Origin of the sequence: Corynebacterium sp. MSK008, from assembly GCF_030232585.1 — a bacterium.
In the GTDB taxonomy this organism is placed as follows: Bacteria; Actinomycetota; Actinomycetes; order Mycobacteriales; family Mycobacteriaceae; genus Corynebacterium.
This window is the reverse complement of sequence record NZ_JASPJX010000001.1, coordinates 83356-98960: the sequence shown is the minus strand read 5'-3', so window position 1 is coordinate 98960 and position 15605 is coordinate 83356. Positions and strand designations below refer to the sequence as shown.

At 66.2% G+C, this 15605-nt stretch carries 19 protein-coding genes; 10 read left to right on the top strand and 9 right to left on the bottom strand.

Annotated elements, in window-relative coordinates:
- The first annotated feature begins 6 nt into the window (after window positions 1-6).
- From gcvT to QP996_RS00470, 6 genes are read left to right on the top strand one after another with little or no spacing between them, the layout of a single operon-like run.
- Window positions 7-1080 (top strand): glycine cleavage system aminomethyltransferase GcvT, encoded by a 1074-nt coding sequence (gene gcvT / locus QP996_RS00495; protein WP_284870656.1) that lies wholly within the window; start codon window positions 7-9, stop codon window positions 1078-1080.
- 2 nt (window positions 1081-1082) lie between these two features.
- Window positions 1083-1469 (top strand): glycine cleavage system protein GcvH, encoded by a 387-nt coding sequence (gene gcvH, locus QP996_RS00490; protein ID WP_194559588.1) that lies wholly within the window; start codon window positions 1083-1085, stop codon window positions 1467-1469.
- Window positions 1470-1495: 26 nt separating this feature from the next.
- Window positions 1496-2281, top strand: coding sequence for a lipoyl(octanoyl) transferase LipB (lipB, locus tag QP996_RS00485; RefSeq protein ID WP_284870655.1), 786 nt, complete (start codon window positions 1496-1498; stop codon window positions 2279-2281).
- Window positions 2282-2286: 5 nt separating this feature from the next.
- Window positions 2287-3330 carry a lipoyl synthase gene (gene lipA, locus QP996_RS00480; protein ID WP_284870654.1) on the top strand — a complete coding sequence of 348 codons (1044 nt, stop codon included), beginning with the start codon at window positions 2287-2289 and terminating at the stop codon, window positions 3328-3330.
- A 42-nt stretch (window positions 3331-3372) separates the two neighbouring features.
- Window positions 3373-4164 (top strand): DUF4191 domain-containing protein, encoded by a 792-nt coding sequence (locus tag QP996_RS00475; protein ID WP_284870653.1) that lies wholly within the window; start codon window positions 3373-3375, stop codon window positions 4162-4164.
- Complete coding sequence (locus QP996_RS00470; RefSeq protein WP_284870652.1) at window positions 4161-5450, top strand: threonine/serine exporter family protein; 1290 nt, start codon at window positions 4161-4163, stop codon at window positions 5448-5450. The genes QP996_RS00475 and QP996_RS00470 overlap by 4 nt, the downstream gene beginning before the upstream one ends.
- Here the strand turns inward: QP996_RS00470 and QP996_RS00465 are convergent.
- Entirely contained in the window at window positions 5447-5923 is a 477-nt protein-coding gene (locus QP996_RS00465) for an RDD family protein (RefSeq protein WP_284870651.1), read from the bottom strand. The two genes, QP996_RS00470 and QP996_RS00465, sit on opposite strands and share 4 nt — an antisense overlap.
- Before the next feature lie 45 nt (window positions 5924-5968).
- On the opposite strand from QP996_RS00465, the gene glnA reads away from it, so the two are divergent.
- The 3 genes from glnA to QP996_RS00450 all read left to right on the top strand — a co-directional run bounded on the left by glnA (window position 5969) and on the right by QP996_RS00450 (window position 9200).
- Window positions 5969-7435 (top strand): type I glutamate--ammonia ligase, encoded by a 1467-nt coding sequence (glnA, locus tag QP996_RS00460; protein ID WP_502870085.1) that lies wholly within the window; start codon window positions 5969-5971, stop codon window positions 7433-7435.
- Window positions 7436-7511: 76 nt separating this feature from the next.
- A complete protein-coding gene (locus QP996_RS00455; protein ID WP_284870649.1) occupies window positions 7512-8135 on the top strand; it encodes a VIT1/CCC1 transporter family protein in 624 nt (207 codons plus the stop codon).
- Window positions 8136-8273: 138 nt separating this feature from the next.
- Window positions 8274-9200, top strand: a complete 927-nt coding sequence (locus QP996_RS00450; protein ID WP_284870648.1) for a TDT family transporter — start codon at window positions 8274-8276, stop codon at window positions 9198-9200.
- A gap of 52 nt (window positions 9201-9252) precedes the next feature.
- On the opposite strand, the gene QP996_RS00445 is transcribed toward QP996_RS00450, so the two are convergent.
- The 3 genes from QP996_RS00445 to QP996_RS00435 all read right to left on the bottom strand — a co-directional run bounded on the left by QP996_RS00445 (window position 9253) and on the right by QP996_RS00435 (window position 11454).
- Window positions 9253-10290, bottom strand: coding sequence for an HNH endonuclease signature motif containing protein (locus tag QP996_RS00445; protein ID WP_284870647.1), 1038 nt, complete (start codon window positions 10288-10290; stop codon window positions 9253-9255).
- Between the two features lie 88 nt (window positions 10291-10378).
- Window positions 10379-10933, bottom strand: coding sequence for a glycoside hydrolase family 25 protein (locus QP996_RS00440; RefSeq protein ID WP_284870646.1), 555 nt, complete (start codon window positions 10931-10933; stop codon window positions 10379-10381).
- Window positions 10930-11454: an NUDIX hydrolase gene (locus QP996_RS00435; RefSeq protein ID WP_284870645.1), complete on the bottom strand. Its 525-nt coding sequence runs from the start codon at window positions 11452-11454 to the stop codon at window positions 10930-10932. Before QP996_RS00435 ends, QP996_RS00440 begins: the two co-directional genes overlap by 4 nt.
- A 27-nt stretch (window positions 11455-11481) precedes the next feature.
- Between QP996_RS00435 and QP996_RS00430 the strand changes: the two genes are divergently transcribed.
- A complete protein-coding gene (locus tag QP996_RS00430) occupies window positions 11482-12216 on the top strand; it encodes a hypothetical protein (protein WP_284870644.1) in 735 nt (244 codons plus the stop codon).
- On the opposite strand, the gene QP996_RS00425 is transcribed toward QP996_RS00430, so the two are convergent.
- The 5 genes from QP996_RS00425 to QP996_RS00405 all read right to left on the bottom strand — a co-directional run bounded on the left by QP996_RS00425 (window position 12197) and on the right by QP996_RS00405 (window position 15427).
- Window positions 12197-13276, bottom strand: coding sequence for a S1 family peptidase (locus QP996_RS00425; protein ID WP_284870643.1), 1080 nt, complete (start codon window positions 13274-13276; stop codon window positions 12197-12199). The genes QP996_RS00430 and QP996_RS00425 overlap by 20 nt on opposite strands.
- Entirely contained in the window at window positions 13260-13406 is a 147-nt protein-coding gene (locus QP996_RS00420; protein ID WP_284870642.1) for a hypothetical protein, read from the bottom strand. The genes QP996_RS00425 and QP996_RS00420 overlap by 17 nt, the downstream gene beginning before the upstream one ends.
- 27 nt (window positions 13407-13433) lie before the next feature.
- Entirely contained in the window at window positions 13434-14885 is a 1452-nt protein-coding gene (gene thrC, locus QP996_RS00415) for a threonine synthase (protein WP_284870641.1), read from the bottom strand.
- An 89-nt stretch (window positions 14886-14974) separates the two neighbouring features.
- On the bottom strand, window positions 14975-15139 hold the full coding sequence (locus QP996_RS00410) for a hypothetical protein (protein WP_284870640.1): 165 nt from the start codon (window positions 15137-15139) through the stop codon (window positions 14975-14977).
- A gap of 18 nt (window positions 15140-15157) precedes the next feature.
- Entirely contained in the window at window positions 15158-15427 is a 270-nt protein-coding gene (locus tag QP996_RS00405) for a Cgl2226 family protein (protein WP_284870639.1), read from the bottom strand.
- Window positions 15428-15605: the final 178 nt, after the last annotated feature.

Genomic DNA, 15605 nt, shown 5'->3' with positions numbered 1-15605 from the left:
GAACCAATGCCACAGACCCCGCTGCACGCCACCCACGAAAAGCTCGGCGCGAGCTTCACCGATTTCGGCGGCTGGGAGATGCCGTTGAAGTACGGCTCCGAGCTGGAGGAGCACCGCGCCGTCCGCAACGACGTGGGCATCTTCGACCTGTCCCACATGGGCGAGATCACCGTCCAGGGCCCCGACGCCGCCGCGTTTTTGGACTACGCGCTGATCTCCAACTTCACTGCACTCAAGGACGGCAAGGCGAAGTACTCCATGATCGTCGCCGAGGACGGCGGCATCATCGATGACCTGATCACCTACCGCTTCAGCGAGAACCACTTCATGGTCGTGCCCAACGCCGCGAACACCAACGCTGTATGGGCGGCGTTTGAGGCGCGCCAGGGCGACTTCGAGGTGCAGCTGACCAACAATTCCGAGGCGTTCGCGTTGGTTGCGGTCCAGGGCCCGCGTGCGCTCGAGGTGTTGGAGCCTTTGCTTAGCGACGACGCCTCCGCCCTTTCCTACTACTCCGGCGCGTGGATGACCCTCGACGGCGTGGAAACCTTCGTCGCCCGCACCGGCTACACCGGCGAGGACGGCTTCGAGCTGTTCTGCACCCGCGAGGACGCGCAGAAGGTGTGGGACGCCGTCATCGGCTCCGGCACCCCGTGCGGCCTGGCGGCGCGCGATTCGCTGCGCCTGGAGGCCTCGATGCCGCTGTACGGCCACGAGCTGACCGCCGAGATCACCCCGGTGGAGGCCGGCATGGGCCGCGCCTTCGCCAAAAAGGAGGCGGACTTCGTGGGCAAGGAGGCGCTCACCGGCCGCGAGCCGAGCGTGGTTATCGCGGGCCTGACCTCCGAGCAGCGCCGCGCGGCCCGCGAGGGCGCCGAGGTCTTCCTCGCAGGCTCGGACGACAAGATCGGCGTGGTCACTTCCGGCCAGCCGTCGCCGACGCTGGGCCACCCGGTCGCGCTCGCGCACCTGGACCCGGCACATGCTGAAGAGGGCACGGACGTGGAAATCGACATCCGCGGACGCCGCTACCCGTTTACTATTGCACCGACCCCGTTTTACTCCCGAAAGGACGCATAACCATGGAGCTGAAGCAGGACTTCTACTACTCCGAGGACCACGAGTGGATCAACTCCACCCCGGACGAAGCAGCAGGTAAAACCGTGCGCGTGGGCATCACCCACGTCGCGGCTGACCGCCTCGGCGAGGTTGTCTTCGCGGAGCTGCCGCAGGTGGGCGACACCGTCACCGCCGGCGAGACCTGCGGCGAGATCGAGTCCACCAAGTCCGTCTCCGACCTGTACTCCCCGGTCACCGGCACCGTCACCGCGGTCAACGAAGACATCGACGGCGCCTACGAAGCCATCAACAACGACCCGTACGGCGAGGGCTGGCTCTTCGAGGTAGAGGTCGAGGAGGTCGGCCCGCTGATGACCGCCGACGAGTACGCCTCCTCCAACGGCGTGTAAACCAGCGGGGACTAGGGTCTAAAGGCATGACTGCCCCGCGCGATCCGTTTTTCCCCGCCGACAAATCCATCCGAGCCTCAGCCGCGCCCATTGATGTGCGCGAGCTGGGGCTCGTGGACTATCAACAGGCCTGGGACCTCCAGGCGGACATTGCTTCTCGACGGGCCAAAGGCGAACTGCCGGACACAGTGCTAGTGCTGGAGCACCCCTCCACCTTCACCGCCGGCAAGCGCACGCAGCCGGAGGACATGCCCGACCCCGCCTACCCCGTGCCCGTGGTGCCGGTGGACCGCGGCGGGCGGATCACCTGGCACGGCGAGGGCCAGCTGGTGGTCTACCCCATCATCAAACTCGCCGAGCCGGTGGACGTGGTCGACTACGTGCGCCGTCTCGAAGAAGCGCTCATCCAGGTAGTGCGCGACGCCGGCGTGACCACGGCGGGCAGGGTCGACGGCCGCTCCGGGGTCTGGGTGCCGGAGGAGACGAAGGCGGTGGCCCCGGAGGCGTCGACACGCGAACGCAAAATCGCCGCCCTCGGCATCCGCATCACCCGCGGCGTGACCATGCACGGCCTCGCACTGAACTGCAACAACACCCTCGAGCACTACGAACACATCGTCGCCTGCGGCATCGACGACGCCGACGTGACCACCCTGTCGCTCGAACTCGGCCGCGACGTCACCCCGTCCGACATGGCCGCCCCGATGGTGCGCGAACTCGAGCGCGCGCTGTCCGGCGAGCTGGTCGTGGCGGACCACACCTTCGCCACCCGACCGGACCCCTCGAAGGGTTTGACACGGAAGGTACGGTGAGAAGCGTGACTGTAGCACCAGAAGGCCGCAAGCTTTTGCGCGTTGAGGCGCGCAACTCCGAAACACCGATTGAGAAGAAGCCGCGGTGGATCCGCAACTCCGTCAAGACCGGTCCCGAATACGAGGACATGAAGCAAAAGGTCAAGGGCGCGGGCCTGCACACCGTGTGCCAAGAGGCGGGCTGCCCCAACATCCACGAGTGCTGGGAGTCGCGCGAGGCGACCTTCCTCATCGGCGGATCCCGCTGCTCGCGCCGCTGCGACTTCTGCGACATCGCCTCCGGCCGCCCGGATCCACTGGACCGCGACGAGCCGCGCCGCGTGGCAGAAGAGGTGCAGAACCTCAAGCTGAACTACTCCACCATCACCGGTGTCACCCGCGACGACCTGGACGACGAGGGCGCCTGGCTCTACGCCGAGGTCGTGCGCAAGATCCACGAGCTCAACCCGCACACCGGCGTGGAAAACCTCACCCCGGACTTCTCCGGCAAGCCGGACCTGCTCCAGGAGGTCTTCGAGGCCCGCCCCGAGGTCTTCGCACACAACGTGGAGACCGTCCCGCGCATCTTCCGCCGCATCCGCCCGGCGTTCCGCTACGAGCGCTCCCTCGACGTGATCCGCCAGGCCCGCGACTTCGGGCTGATTACCAAGTCCAACCTGATCCTCGGCATGGGCGAAACCCGCGAGGAAGTCCTCGAGGCATTGGGCGACCTGGTGGACGCTGGCTGCGACATCATCACGATTACCCAGTACCTGCGCCCCGGCCCGACCTACCACCCGATCGACCGCTGGGTGAAGCCGGAAGAGTTCATCGAGTACCGCGACGCCGCCTACGAAATGGGCTTCGGCGCGGTCATGTCCGGCCCGCTGGTGCGCTCCTCCTACCGCGCCGGCAAGCTCTACGTCGAGGCGATGGCCCACCGCGGCCTCGAGCTGCCGGAGAATCTGAAGCACTTGGCGGAGACGTCGCAAGGCGATACCGCCCAGGAAGCCTCCACCCTGCTGCAGAAGTACGGCGCATCCGCCGACCACCCAGTGGAGACCCGCTAGGGTCTTTGGCCCGCGTCTTAGCTGTGGCATACAGTTATGTCCATGGCTAAGACGCAGGACAAGGAAGCGGCGAAAGCCGCCAAGAAAGAACAGCGCGCCGCGAAGCGCGCCAAGGGCAAAGCAACCCGCTCGCAGCTCAAGCAGGCGTTTGACCTGCAGCGCAAGCGTGACAAGGCGCTGATCCCCATCATGCTCGCCTGCGTGCTGGGCGGCGGGCTGCTGTTCTTCCTCCTCGGCCTGTGGTGGGGCGCGAAGTGGTTCTGGCTGATCATGGGCCTGATCCTCGGTGCCGTGCTGGCGATGTTCATCTTCTCCCGCCGCCTGGAAAAGTCCATGTACGACGAGGTCGGCGACACCCCCGGCGCCGCAGGCTGGACGCTGGAGAACATGCGCAACACGATGGGCATCGTGTGGCAGACCAAAACCGGCGTGCAGGCCAACACCCACATGGACACCGTCCACCGCGTGGTGGGCAACCCAGGCGTTGTGCTGGTCGGTGAGGGCAACCCGAACCGCCTGAAGTCCCTGATGGCCAAGGAGCACAAGCGCGTGGACCGTCTGCTGGCGGGCGTGCCCATCTACGAGGTGTACGCCGGCGAGGGCGAGGGCCAGGTGCGCAACCGCGACCTGCAGAAGCACCTGCTTAAGCTGCCGAAGAACTACAAGAAAGACGAGGTGTACAGCCTCGCCGCGAAGCTTGACGCGATGGATTCCCGTGGCCGCGGCGCCCAGGCCGCCGGCCTGCCGGGCGGCCCGCTGCCAAAGCAGGCGCAGAACATGGCGGGCATGAACCGCAAGATGCGCCGCATGCAGGAGCGCAAGGGCGGCAAGTGATCGAGCACAACCCCGGCATGGACGCCGAAGCGAACACCTGTCTTCGCTTCGGCGTTTTGCTGTTGTCTGCCGGCGCGTCCGGCTACCGCGTGATCCGCGCCGTGAAGCGCTGCGCCCGCTCGGTGGGCTTCGACGACGCGGATGTCATCGTCGGCTTCAACACGATCAGCTGCACGTTCCACCGCGGCCAGCAGTTCCGCACCGCAGTGTCCGACGTGCCGCTGCCGGGTGTCAACGCCTCGCGCATCGAGGCGCTGGAAACCGCCGCGCACTCGCTGCTGCAGAGCTACCGCACCCCCGAGGTCATCAACGCGGTATTGGATGAGATCGAACGCATCCCCTCCCCACGCTGGGGCTTTCGCCTATCGACGCTCGCCGCCGGACTCGCCTGCGCCGGATTCGCAGTGCTAAACCAGTTCGGGCTCGCCACCGCCGCGCTCGTGTGCCTGGCGGCGATGCTGGGCCAGCTCGTGCGGGCGTTTTTGCACAAGGCGCACTTCAACCTGATCGGCATCACGATGGCGGCATCGTTTGTCGCCTCGTCGGCGTTCTTGCTGCTTGATCGGGTGCTGCCGTTTGACGGCGTGGTCTCCCCCGGCTTCATCGCCGCCGTGCTGTTTTTGATCCCCAGCTTCCCCCTGTTCACCTCGTTTGTGGACCTGGCGCGCTTCGACTTCACCGCCGGGATCCCGAGGCTGTTTTTCGCCCTCGAGATCATCGTGGTGATCATGCTGACCGTCTCCGTTGTGGCGATGCTCTCCGGCACTCCGGAGCTGCAGTCGGCGGCGGTGCCGAAGTCGGCGGAGTTCTTGGTCGCCGGAGCGCTGGCCAGCTTCGTCAGTGTGGGCTGCTTCGCGTTGCTGTTCAACTCGTCGAGACGCATGGCGCTCATCGCCGCCGCCCTCGGGATGGCCGCTAACGTCGCGAGGCTTACGCTTCTCGCGGACGGGGTGCGCTCGTATCTGGCCGCATTCGTCGCGGCGCTGATCATCGGCGTCGCCGGCGGGTTGCTGGGCCGGGTGGCGAAGGTGCCGCGCACCACTGTGACCATCCCGGCCGCCGTGGTGATGATCCCCGGCCCCGTCATCTACGCCGCGGTGCACAACTTCGCCGAGGGCGACATCCTCAACGCGCTATCGAAATTCACCGAAGTGTCGTTCGTGGTGCTGTTCATCGCCGGCGGACTCGCCGTGGCGCGCATGCTCACCGACCCGAACTGGGCGTTTTTCCGCTACATCGACTTCGGCCACGAACTCGTCGGCGAGGAACGCCCCATTAACAACTAAGTGCGGATGACCGTTGTGGTGGTCGCGCGGTCGTGCATGCCGCGCCCGTCGGCGTCCACAAGCGCCGCCGGCAGCACAAAACCCGTCAGAATCGTGCGCACCGCCGCGCGCCACAGCCCCACCGGGGCCTCCTTGTCCACGCGCGCCACGCCCATGCCCAGCACCGCCATGCCCGGGGTGCGGGAGAACAACCAGCCGCACACGATGCCGAGGACGATCCAAAGCAGGTACGTCGCCGTGTAGCGGTCCCCCAGCGCCGACGTGTTCGCTGTGATCAGCGACGCCGCCACTGCACACAACGCCCAGTCAATAAACACCCCGCCCATGCGGCGCAGCACCGACGCCTGCGAGCCCTGCCCCTCCTTCGGCATGCCTAAAAACTGCCCCGGGTACTCCGGCAGGGCGTCATCGCCGGAGAATTGGTTGGGGATTTCGGGGCCGTCGTGCCAGGTTTGTCGTCGAGAAGCAGCCATGCCCCTGAAGCGTAGCGTGAGGTCCGCGTAGACTTGAAACCGCTTATGTCCGACACACAACGAGGAGTACCGCCCGTGTCCTTCGACAACATCGAAGACGTCAAGAAATTCATCGCCGACGAGGAGGTGGAATTCATCGACGTACGCTTCACCGACGTGCCCGGCATCGAACACCACTTCTCCATCCCAGCCTCGATGTTCGACGAAGACGTGATGGAAGAAGGCCTCGCCTTCGACGGCTCCTCCATCCGCGGCTTCACCACCATCGAAGAATCCGACATGACGCTCATGCCGGACCTCGCCACCGCGAAACTGGACCAGTTCCGCGGCTCGAAGACCCTGAACGTGAAGTTCTTCGTCAACGACCCGTTCACCCACGAGCCGTTCTCCCGCGACCCGCGCAACGTGGCCAAGAAGGCCGAAGAGTACCTGCGTTCCACCGGCATCGCCGACACCTGCTCCATCGGCGCAGAGGCCGAGTTCTACCTGTTCGACTCCATCCGCTACGAGGTGGAGGGACACTCCGCGTTCTACGAAATCGACGCCGAGGAAGGTTGGTGGAACCGCGGCAACGAAGTCGAAGCCGACGGCTCGCCGAACTTGGGCTACAAGAACCGCTGGAAGGGCGGCTACTTCCCCGTCGCCCCGCACGACAAGACGGTCGAGGTGCGCGACGCGATGGTGCGCAACCTCGCCGACGCCGGCTTCGACATCGAGCGCTTCCACCGCGAGGTGGGCAACGGCGGCCAGCAGGAGATCAACTACCGCTTCAACACCCTGCTGCACGCGGCGGACGACCTGCAGGACTTCAAGTACATCATCAAAAACACCGCCACGCTGTACGACAAGACCGTGACGTTCATGCCCAAGCCGCTCGCCGGCGACAACGGCTCCGGCATGCACGCCCACCAGTCGCTGTGGAAGGACGGCGAGCCGCTGTTCTACGACGAGTCCGGCTACGGCGGCCTGTCCGACATCGCCCGCTGGTACATCGGCGGCCTGCTCGAACACGCCGGCGCGGTGCTGGCGTTTACCAACCCGACGCTGAACTCGTATCACCGCCTCGTGCCGGGCTTCGAGGCGCCGATCAACCTGGTGTATTCGCAGCGCAACCGCTCCGCCGCGATCCGCATCCCGATCACCGGCGCGAACCCGAAGGCCAAGCGCATCGAGTTCCGTGCGCCGGACCCGTCGGGCAACCCCTACCTCGGTTTCGCGGCGATGCTCATGGCGGGCATCGACGGCATCAAGAACCGCATCGAGCCGCACGCCCCGGTGGACAAGGACCTCTACGAGCTGCCGCCTGAGGAAGCCAAGGACATCCCGCAGGCACCGACCTCGCTCGAGGCGGCGCTGAAGGCCCTGGAGGAGGACCACGACTTCCTCACCGAAGGCGACGTGTTCACCGAGGACCTCATCGAGACCTACATCAAGCTCAAGTACGACAACGAGATCACCCCGGTGCGCCTGCGTCCCACCCCGCAGGAGTTCGAGATGTACTTCGACTGCTAGGTTTGCATAGCCTGACCTGCAGTAAGGCAGCCCGAACTTCCTTGCGGGGGTGACCGGGCCGGGCGACGATTGGGTCATGACTGATCTGATGAACCGCCCCCACCCCGACTGCCCGGCTGATTGCCCGGGTACGGCGGAAGGTGGCGTCGATAGGCATGAGCCCGGCACCGGCGAGCGGCTGAACCGCCTGCGCGCCGCGGTGCTCGGGGCGAACGACGGCATCGTCTCCACCGCCGCCGTGGTCGTCGGCGTGGCGGGCGCGACGTCCGACCAGACCACGATCGCGATGTCCGGCCTGGCCGCCGTGATCGGTGGCGCGGTTGCGATGGCGCTGGGCGAATACGTCTCGGTGTCCTCGCAGCGCGACTCCGAGCGCGCCATGGGCATGTCCGAAGAGATGCAGGTCAACCCGTGGTCCGCAGCCATTGCGTCGTTCCTGTCATTCTTGCTCGGCGCCGCATTGCCCTTTGCGACGGCGCTGCTCGCCCCCGCATCCTGGCGCATCGCCGCCATTTTCGTGCTTACCCTGGTGGCGCTCGCGTTGACGGGCGCGCTGTCCGCGAAACTCGGCGAGGCCCCGGTCGCCCGCTCGGTGGCCCGCATCATGGTCGGCGGCACCATCGCGCTGGCGGCGACGTTCGCCATCGGCTCGCTGTTCGGGGCGAACGTGGGTGAGAGCCACACCGCGGTCCAACAGTGACCTGCCCAACCAGAACCCGACCAAAGCGGTGCAAAACCGCAGGTCGGGTTTTGCGTTGCCGGGCCCGTTTCGGTGCAACGGGCCCCGCCCGGTGGGCCGGACAAGCACCTTTGCCCAAAAGGGATTACCATGCGCTGAGTGACTGACAAGTTCCGCCAACTGCCACCGCCCGGCCCCGCGTGGGGCGGCAGCCTCATGGGCACCTCAATCGTGTCGCGACTCCTCGTGGAGATGGACCACCAGTTCTTCTCCGCCGTCTTCGCCGCGATTGCGTGCTTCATCCTCGTCGTGCTCGTGTACGGGTTCGCGCGCTACCGCCACCCCAGCTTCGAGCGCACCACGATGGCGGAATGGTCGATGTTCTTCATCGGCATCCTCGCACTGGGTGCCGCGCTTTCTGGGCTTACCGACGAGGGCGTCTACCGCCTCATCGGCTTCTGGGTCGGCGCCCCCGTCACCGTCATCACCTGGGCTATCCAGCTCAGCCGCTTCGAGGGCGCGCCGAAGTTCACCTGGGGCCTGCCGTTGGTCGGCCCGATGATTTCCGCGTCGGTGGCCGGCTGGCTCGCCCGCGACTACGGGCAGTTCTACCACGTGCTGGGTACCGTGTTCTTCCTGATGTCGCTGTTCACCGCGGTGCCGACCTTCGCCCGCGTGTACTGGGCGGCGTGGCACGGCAAGGTGGACCTTTCGGGGCCGCTGTCGGCGACGGCGTGGGTGCCGCTGGGCGTGGTCGGCCAGTCCACCACGGCGATGCAGATCCTCTACCCGGGTAAGGTGTCGATCTACTACGGCTACGTCGCACTGGTGCTTGCCATCCCCTTGGCTATTTGGGCGATGTTCAACTTCTACCCCAACGTCGCGCGCTGGGTGGAGTACTCGCCTGCCTGGTGGTCGTGTACCTTCCCGCCGGGCACTGTGAGCATGGGCGGGCACCAGGTGGCGTTGGTCAATGGCTCGCACTGGCTTGACGTCGTCGCGTTGACCATCCCGCTGCTACTCATCGTGCACTGGTCGCTGTGCTCCGGCCGATTCATCAGCTGGGTACTCGAGGGCCGCAGGTAAACGCGGCATGCCGATGTGCCCGCCCGGTGGGGCGGGTTGTCGGTGTGTGTGGTTAGTCGAAGAGCAGCTCCATCGCGCCTGGGGTGGTCATGGGGACGCTTGTGCCGTTGGGGGCGACCCAGTGGATCCGGGCGTTCGGGTTGTCGATGTAGCCGAACGGGCCTTGCCGGTTGTCGGCGTTGACCCCGTTGTGGAAGGGGCAGAGTTCGGCGAGGTTGTCCATGTTGGTCATTCCCCCGTAGCGCCAGGCGTTGATGTGGTGGGTCTGGGTGGTCTCCGCGGAGTGTTTGCAGTCGGGAAACGCACAGGCCGGGCAGAGCAGTTTCGACATGGTCTTTTGTTTGGGGTTGGCGCAGCGCTCGGCGTAGTAGAGGTTGACGGGTCCTTCTTGTGGGTGGAACGCGGCGACTTCGAGGATGTCGCCGAATTCGTGCTGCATGTATTCGGCACCGGTCATGGTGGTGCCGTCGGTGCAAATCAGGGTGACTTCGTCTGCGTGGCCGGATTGGATGCGGGCCCAGTCGGCGATCGGCACCAGGATGATCGGCCGGAAGTTCGCCTTCGGTATGCCTTTGCCATCGCGCAGGATCCCGATAAGGGTGTGGGCCATTTGGGCGGCGGCTGGGTCGTCTGCGTCGATGAGTTGTCGCAGCAAGTGTTCTAGGTCGGCGAGGTCGCGCTCGTTGTAGGTGAGGATCATGGTGCGCATGCCCGCCTTCGAGCGGGAAAACCTGCACGAGGGTGGGGTGGGTTTGACGGGTTGTTTGATCAGGCGTTTGATGCGCTTGGTCAGGGCCCTGTAGGAGCCGCGGTGGCGCACCAAATCCAACCTAATGCGCCAGCGCTCCGCGGCGCCTTCGACGTGCAGGAGCTTTTTCTCGATGTGCACGAGCTGGTCGACCGGTAAGCCCTCGGCGGCGGCTAAAGCTTCGCGTTGTTTGCGGGTGAACTGGGTGGGCCCGTAATACGCGTGGTGCACCCGTGCTAGGTCGCGCACCCGCCCGGTGGACAGCCCGGCGGCCATCGCTACGTCGCGGTCGAAGTCGGCGAGCACGGCTACGCCTGCGGAAACAAAGTCGGTGAAGTTCATGGCCCAGAAGCTAAAACAGCGCAACCCCCAACACCAGACCCGCGGCGAATTGTGGATAACTTAACCTGAGAAATTCACAAAGCGCAGGTCACCGAGCCAAATTTAGATCTACGTCCATCCCGTCGACGCGGCCGCGCGAAGTGAACTGCCACACTGTGGGCGTCGGGAAGCCGACAGGGCGCGGCCAGTCGCCCACGTCCAAAGGCGCTGAAACGTCGACGACGGGATTCGAACCCCACTGCGCCAGCCACAGCGCGCCGAACTCCGACACAGAAGCAAACAGCATGTGCCGCCGCCAGTACCAGGCGTTCGTGTAGACCCCGGCTACTTCGACGCCTGCGGAGGTGAAGGCGTGGTGGGCGGAGTGGACGTCGAGAAGCGAAAGCCCCGCGGGGGACTCGACGTCGAGCCACAGAGGCAGGCGGCGATCCCCTAGGACCTCGAGCGAGGCGGCGACTTGCGAGGCGACGGACGTGCCTTCGGACGGGGCGCGCAGGAAGTGGTACGCGGCGGTCGCGAACGGGGCGAACGACGAAAACGCGGCGTCCTGGTACGTGCCGTCGGTGGTGCGGGCGATGACGAAGTCGAAGCGGGAGATGTCGAGCCCGGCCTGGTGCTCCGAGACGTCGACTCCGAGCCTCACCGCTTGGTCAGCCCCATGCGCGGCGCGAAACTGCCCGGGTGGCGGCGCTGCGAGGCGGCGTCGGCGATGGCCAGGCGCCACTTCGGGTCGCGCACCGGCATCTGGGAGATGGGGAACCAGCCGGCCTCGGTGTTCTCGTCGTCGCCGACCACGGGTTCGACGGTGGGGTCCAGCGGCTCGCAGCGCAATTGCACCGTCATGTAGCTGGCCTTATCCCCGTTCGCGTGGGTGACGGGGCCGTGCGCGCCGACGCCCAAAAGCGCCGCGGCGGTGACCCGCACGCCGGTTTCCTCCAGCACCTCCCGCACCGCCGCGACGTGCGGCTCCTCGCCCGGGTCCGCGATGCCGGTCACAGTCGTCCACTCGCCGTTGTCGGCGCGGCGCACCAGCAGCACTTCGGGGACGGCCCACGGGGAGGCAACGGTGGCGTCGCGAAGCACGACGGCGCACACGGCCGGCACCCACATCAGGTCAGTGCCGATCTTCTTGCGGGTTTCCACGATGAACTCCGGGATAGGCATGGTGGCAAGTGTACAATCCCTGAAGTTATGAGCACCGCCGTTTCCGACACGCAGCCCTGGGTCAGACGCGTCCCCGCTCCCCTGTTCGTCACGGCGTACGGCGCGCTGGTCATCCTAGTGATTTTCGGCGCGGCGATGGCGGCCAGCCGCACCACCGCGAGCACCCCGGCGGACGCGGAGCTGCCGCAGCCGGTGCGCCCGTTCAACCCAGCGCCGGCGGATCCGGGCAACGTCGCGGCGAGCATCCGCCCCCACCTGATCGAGAATGTGCGCGTGGGCGAGACGAACACGGGCGCGATGATGCGCGGCGACGTCGTGGACGGTGCCCTCGACGACACCACCGAGATCGCGGGCCACCTGTCGCGTCTTTTGGAGCAGAATTGTTTGGATACGGTGACGTTGACGTCGAAAAGCGGGATGCGCTTCAACTTCTGGGGCTTTTGCTTCTCGACGCTCCCTCCGGAAACCCTCGCCCAGTACATCGATTTCGGCGTGGCTGAGGGCGCCGATTCGGTGTCGTTTATTGATTACGCGTCGCACAACCACTTCCGCGTGATCACCCTGAACTGGATGGATGTGGACGACGCCGACGCGTTGTCCGAGCGCTGGCTCGACGTGGAGCGCCCCGACGAGATCGACCGCGTGACGTTCAACGGCTACACCGACGACGAAGTCGTAGTGGTGGACAACGACAAGGAAACCGGCGAGCGCCTCAAGCGCTGGCCGCTGCTTGCCAACCCGGTCACCAACGCCGGGGAATAAACTCCGCGTCCGGCACCGCGTGGCGGATCACGGCCATGACCTGTTTGACGTTGGAGTAGCTCATCAGGTGCGGGTCCTCCATCCCCTCGTAGCACTCCTCCCCCGCGCGGCCGGCTTCCGTGCCGGAGACGACGCCGATGACGGTGGCGCGGCCGTTGACATCGGCGAACACCGGCCCGCCCGAGTCGCCCGAGGCGGCGCACACGGCGGCGATGTCGCCGAAGGTTTCGTCCTCCACGCCGGGGTCGAGGTTGACTATCTGCACCCGCTCGGTGGCCTCGAAGGTGCCGCAGGTGTAGCCGGTGGTCGCCCCGGTTTTGCATAGCCTATCGACGGGCCCAAGGCCCTCCCCGATCCCAGTCGGAATCGGCGCCCCGACCACGTCCATGAACCGGTCCGGGTCCGTGATCTCGATGATGCCGACGTCCGCGCCCTCTGTTTCCGGGGTGTGCTGGGAGTACAGCCCGGAGAAGATGAAGTGGCCGACCTCGGAGGCGTAGTCGAAGGCCGTGGAGGCGTTGGTGGGCCACACCAGGTCGCCCTCGCGGCCGCAGTGGCCGGCGGTCACCGCGTAGGCGCGGCCGTCCTTGCCGGTGAACGAGAACGCCGCGGTGCACGACTGCGCCGTGAAGTGCTCCCCGGGTGCCGGGCGGTGGTCCGTGGTCTGGATCTTCGTGCCCGGCGCCCACGGGGCGAACGCGGGCACCAGCACGTTGTTTTCGCTCTCCGGCGCGGGAGCGGCGTCGTCAGGCGTTTGCACCTCGGACAGCGCCTCGCGCTCCTCCACCGTGCCGGTGGGGACCTTCGACGCGTTCAGGCCCAGCCACACCACGATGCCCACGATCATCGCCGTGGCGACGATCACCGTGATCCACCCGCCCGTTTGCAGACCGCTGCGGCGCGCGGGCTGAGCCGGCATTTCAGGGAACTTCAGCGGCTGCTGCGGGTACTGCTGCTGCTCACCCGGCATGTCTGGGAAGCGCCACTGCTGTCCCTGCTCGGGCTGGTAGCGCTTGGCTGCACTTTCCCGGCTCGGCTGCTGGTTACTCGGAGGCGTCAACCGCCGAGCCCTCGTCGCCGGACTCGCTGTCCTGTTCCTTTTCTTCGGCCATGATCTTCATGTCCCGGATGAACTTCTCCGGGTCGAAGTCGGTGTAGTGCTCCGGGCCTGCGAACTGCTCCTGTGCCATGTGCGCGCACTCCTTCCTTGGTGTGCCCTAGACGTTAGTGCCCTCGATGGCGTCGGCGATAAACGCCTTCACGGCCTCAGCGTCGTTGGGCAGGTCGGTCACGTGGCGCTCGGCGTCCATGATGCCCGCGAACCGCTCCGGCACCTCCGGGGCCTTCCCAATCGCCTCGGCGATCGTGTCGGCGAACTTCACCGGCAGCGCCGTTTCCAGCACCACGATCGGGGTATCCACCTCGCCGGAAAGCTGCTCGGCCACGTGGATACCGTCGGCGGTGTGCGGGTCCACCAGCACACCGAACTCGTCGTGCACGCGCTTGATGGTGGCTACGCGGTCGGCGTGGGTGGAGGTTCCGGAGGCGAAGCCGAACTCGCCGCGGATGCGCTCCATCACCTCTTCCCCACCCAGGTCGGAGGCAGCGAAGCCACCGTTTTTCACCCTGTTGCCGAATAGCTCGGAGGTGCGGTCGGAGTCGCGCAACGTGGCGTCGAAAAGCATCCGCTCAAAGTTGGACGCCTTCGAGATGTCCATGGACGGCGACGACGTCGCGTGGGTCTCCGCGGCGGAACGGGGGCGGTACTCACCATTCGCGAAGAAGTCGTGGAGCACGTCGTTTTCGTTGGTGGCCACGATGAGGCGGTCGATGGGCAGGCCCATCTGCTTCGCGATGTGGCCCGCGCACACGTTGCCGAAGTTGCCGGTGGGCACGCAGAAGGAAACGCGCTCGTCGTTGGTCTCGGTGACCTTGAGGTAGGTCGCGATGTAGTACACCACCTGCGCGAGCAGGCGCGCGAAGTTGATGGAGTTCACCGCGCCGATGGAGTACTTCGACTTGAACACCGCGTCCGCACTGACGGCCTTGACCACGTCCTGGCAGTCGTCGAACACGCCGTCAAGGGCGATGTTGAAGATGTTCGGGTCGTCCAGGCCGAACATCTGCGCCTGCTGGAACGGGGTCATGCGCCCGGCTGGGGTAAGCATGAACACCCGGATGTTGTCGCGGCCGCGCATCGCGTACTCCGCGGAAGAACCGGTGTCGCCCGAGGTCGCGCCGAGGATGTTGATCTCCTCGCCGCGGCGTGCCAGCTCGTACTCGAACAGCTCGCCGAGCAGCTGCATCGCCATGTCCTTGAACGCCGCAGTCGGGCCCTCGGACAGGTGGCCGATGTGCAGCGTGTCGTTCAGGCGGGTCACCGGCACGATCTCCGCGTCGGCGAAGACGGGGGTGCGGTACGCCCGGCGCGCGATGGCCTCGAGGTCCGCCTCCGGGATGTCGTCGACGTAGAGCTTCAGTACTTCGGCGGCGAGGGCAGCGTAGCCGTCGTGAAGCAAAAGCTCGCGCCACTGGTCCAGGAGCTCATTGCTTATGGACGGGTACACCGCTGGCATGAACAGGCCGCCGTCGGGGCTTAAGCCTGTGAGCAGGATGTCGGTGAAGGAGCGCGGCTGCGCCGATGCGTCGCGAGTTGAGATGTAGTCCACCCCGCGAAGTCTACGTCATGGGCGCCTCTGCCCGGCCTGATCCGGGGATTTACTTACAACCGCGGCGAGCCTCCCCTCCGAGCGAGAACTCAATCCGCCAATCCGAGCTCGTTTTCTAGCTCCTCGAGGGAGATGGTTGGAAGCTCGCCACGCCGAAGCGCATCGGCTTCCGCTTCAAACACGTCGACGTACTCCAGCTCCGCGCTTAGTGCTTCGCGCGCGTAATCAGAGGTCGGGCTACCTGATCTGCTCATGTGTATATCCGGAAGCCCCTACCGGCGGGGCGGTTCCTGTCGACCGGTCAAAATATCCACCACCGAGCGAATCGCGGCGTCGCCAAGCGGGGGCACGGTGCGCTCCTTCTCGGGCACCTGCTCGCGCGCGGTCGTGCGGGTAGTCGGCTCGACGGTGATGCTCAGCGTCTCGGCGTCGAGCTCCAGGGCGGTCTTCGGGTCAACGCCGGCCACGCGCGCGGCGTCCACCAGCGCAACCAGGTCTGCGAAGGTGGCGTTGTTCAGGTCGATGGTCATGTTCACTGCCATGGGCTCGAGCATATTGCCTATCGACGCCACTCCGCCTCCCGCCCTCTTCGCGAGCGCCCGCGCCCGCTCTTTCCGCTCCCCCATCCGCGGATCCAGCTAGTCGCACCTCTTTTTTCGCCCCCTGGGGGCGTTTAGCTGGCTCCTGATAGCTGGATCCGCGCAACGGGCCGGGCCGCCC

Coding starts and splice junctions, on each gene's coding strand:
- gcvT (WP_284870656.1), top strand. CDS start 7: ATGCCACAGACCCCGCTGCACGCCACCCACGAAAAGCTCGGCGCGAGC.
- gcvH (WP_194559588.1), top strand. CDS start 1,083: ATGGAGCTGAAGCAGGACTTCTACTACTCCGAGGACCACGAGTGGATC.
- lipB (WP_284870655.1), top strand. CDS start 1,496: ATGACTGCCCCGCGCGATCCGTTTTTCCCCGCCGACAAATCCATCCGA.
- QP996_RS00475 (WP_284870653.1), top strand. CDS start 3,373: ATGGCTAAGACGCAGGACAAGGAAGCGGCGAAAGCCGCCAAGAAAGAA.
- QP996_RS00465 (WP_284870651.1), bottom strand. CDS start 5,923: ATGGCTGCTTCTCGACGACAAACCTGGCACGACGGCCCCGAAATCCCC.
- glnA (WP_502870085.1), top strand. CDS start 5,969: ATGTCCGACACACAACGAGGAGTACCGCCCGTGTCCTTCGACAACATC.
- QP996_RS00455 (WP_284870649.1), top strand. CDS start 7,512: ATGACTGATCTGATGAACCGCCCCCACCCCGACTGCCCGGCTGATTGC.
- QP996_RS00445 (WP_284870647.1), bottom strand. CDS start 10,290: ATGAACTTCACCGACTTTGTTTCCGCAGGCGTAGCCGTGCTCGCCGAC.
- QP996_RS00435 (WP_284870645.1), bottom strand. CDS start 11,454: ATGCCTATCCCGGAGTTCATCGTGGAAACCCGCAAGAAGATCGGCACT.
- QP996_RS00430 (WP_284870644.1), top strand. CDS start 11,482: ATGAGCACCGCCGTTTCCGACACGCAGCCCTGGGTCAGACGCGTCCCC.
- QP996_RS00420 (WP_284870642.1), bottom strand. CDS start 13,406: ATGGCACAGGAGCAGTTCGCAGGCCCGGAGCACTACACCGACTTCGAC.
- QP996_RS00410 (WP_284870640.1), bottom strand. CDS start 15,139: ATGAGCAGATCAGGTAGCCCGACCTCTGATTACGCGCGCGAAGCACTA.
- QP996_RS00405 (WP_284870639.1), bottom strand. CDS start 15,427: ATGGCAGTGAACATGACCATCGACCTGAACAACGCCACCTTCGCAGAC.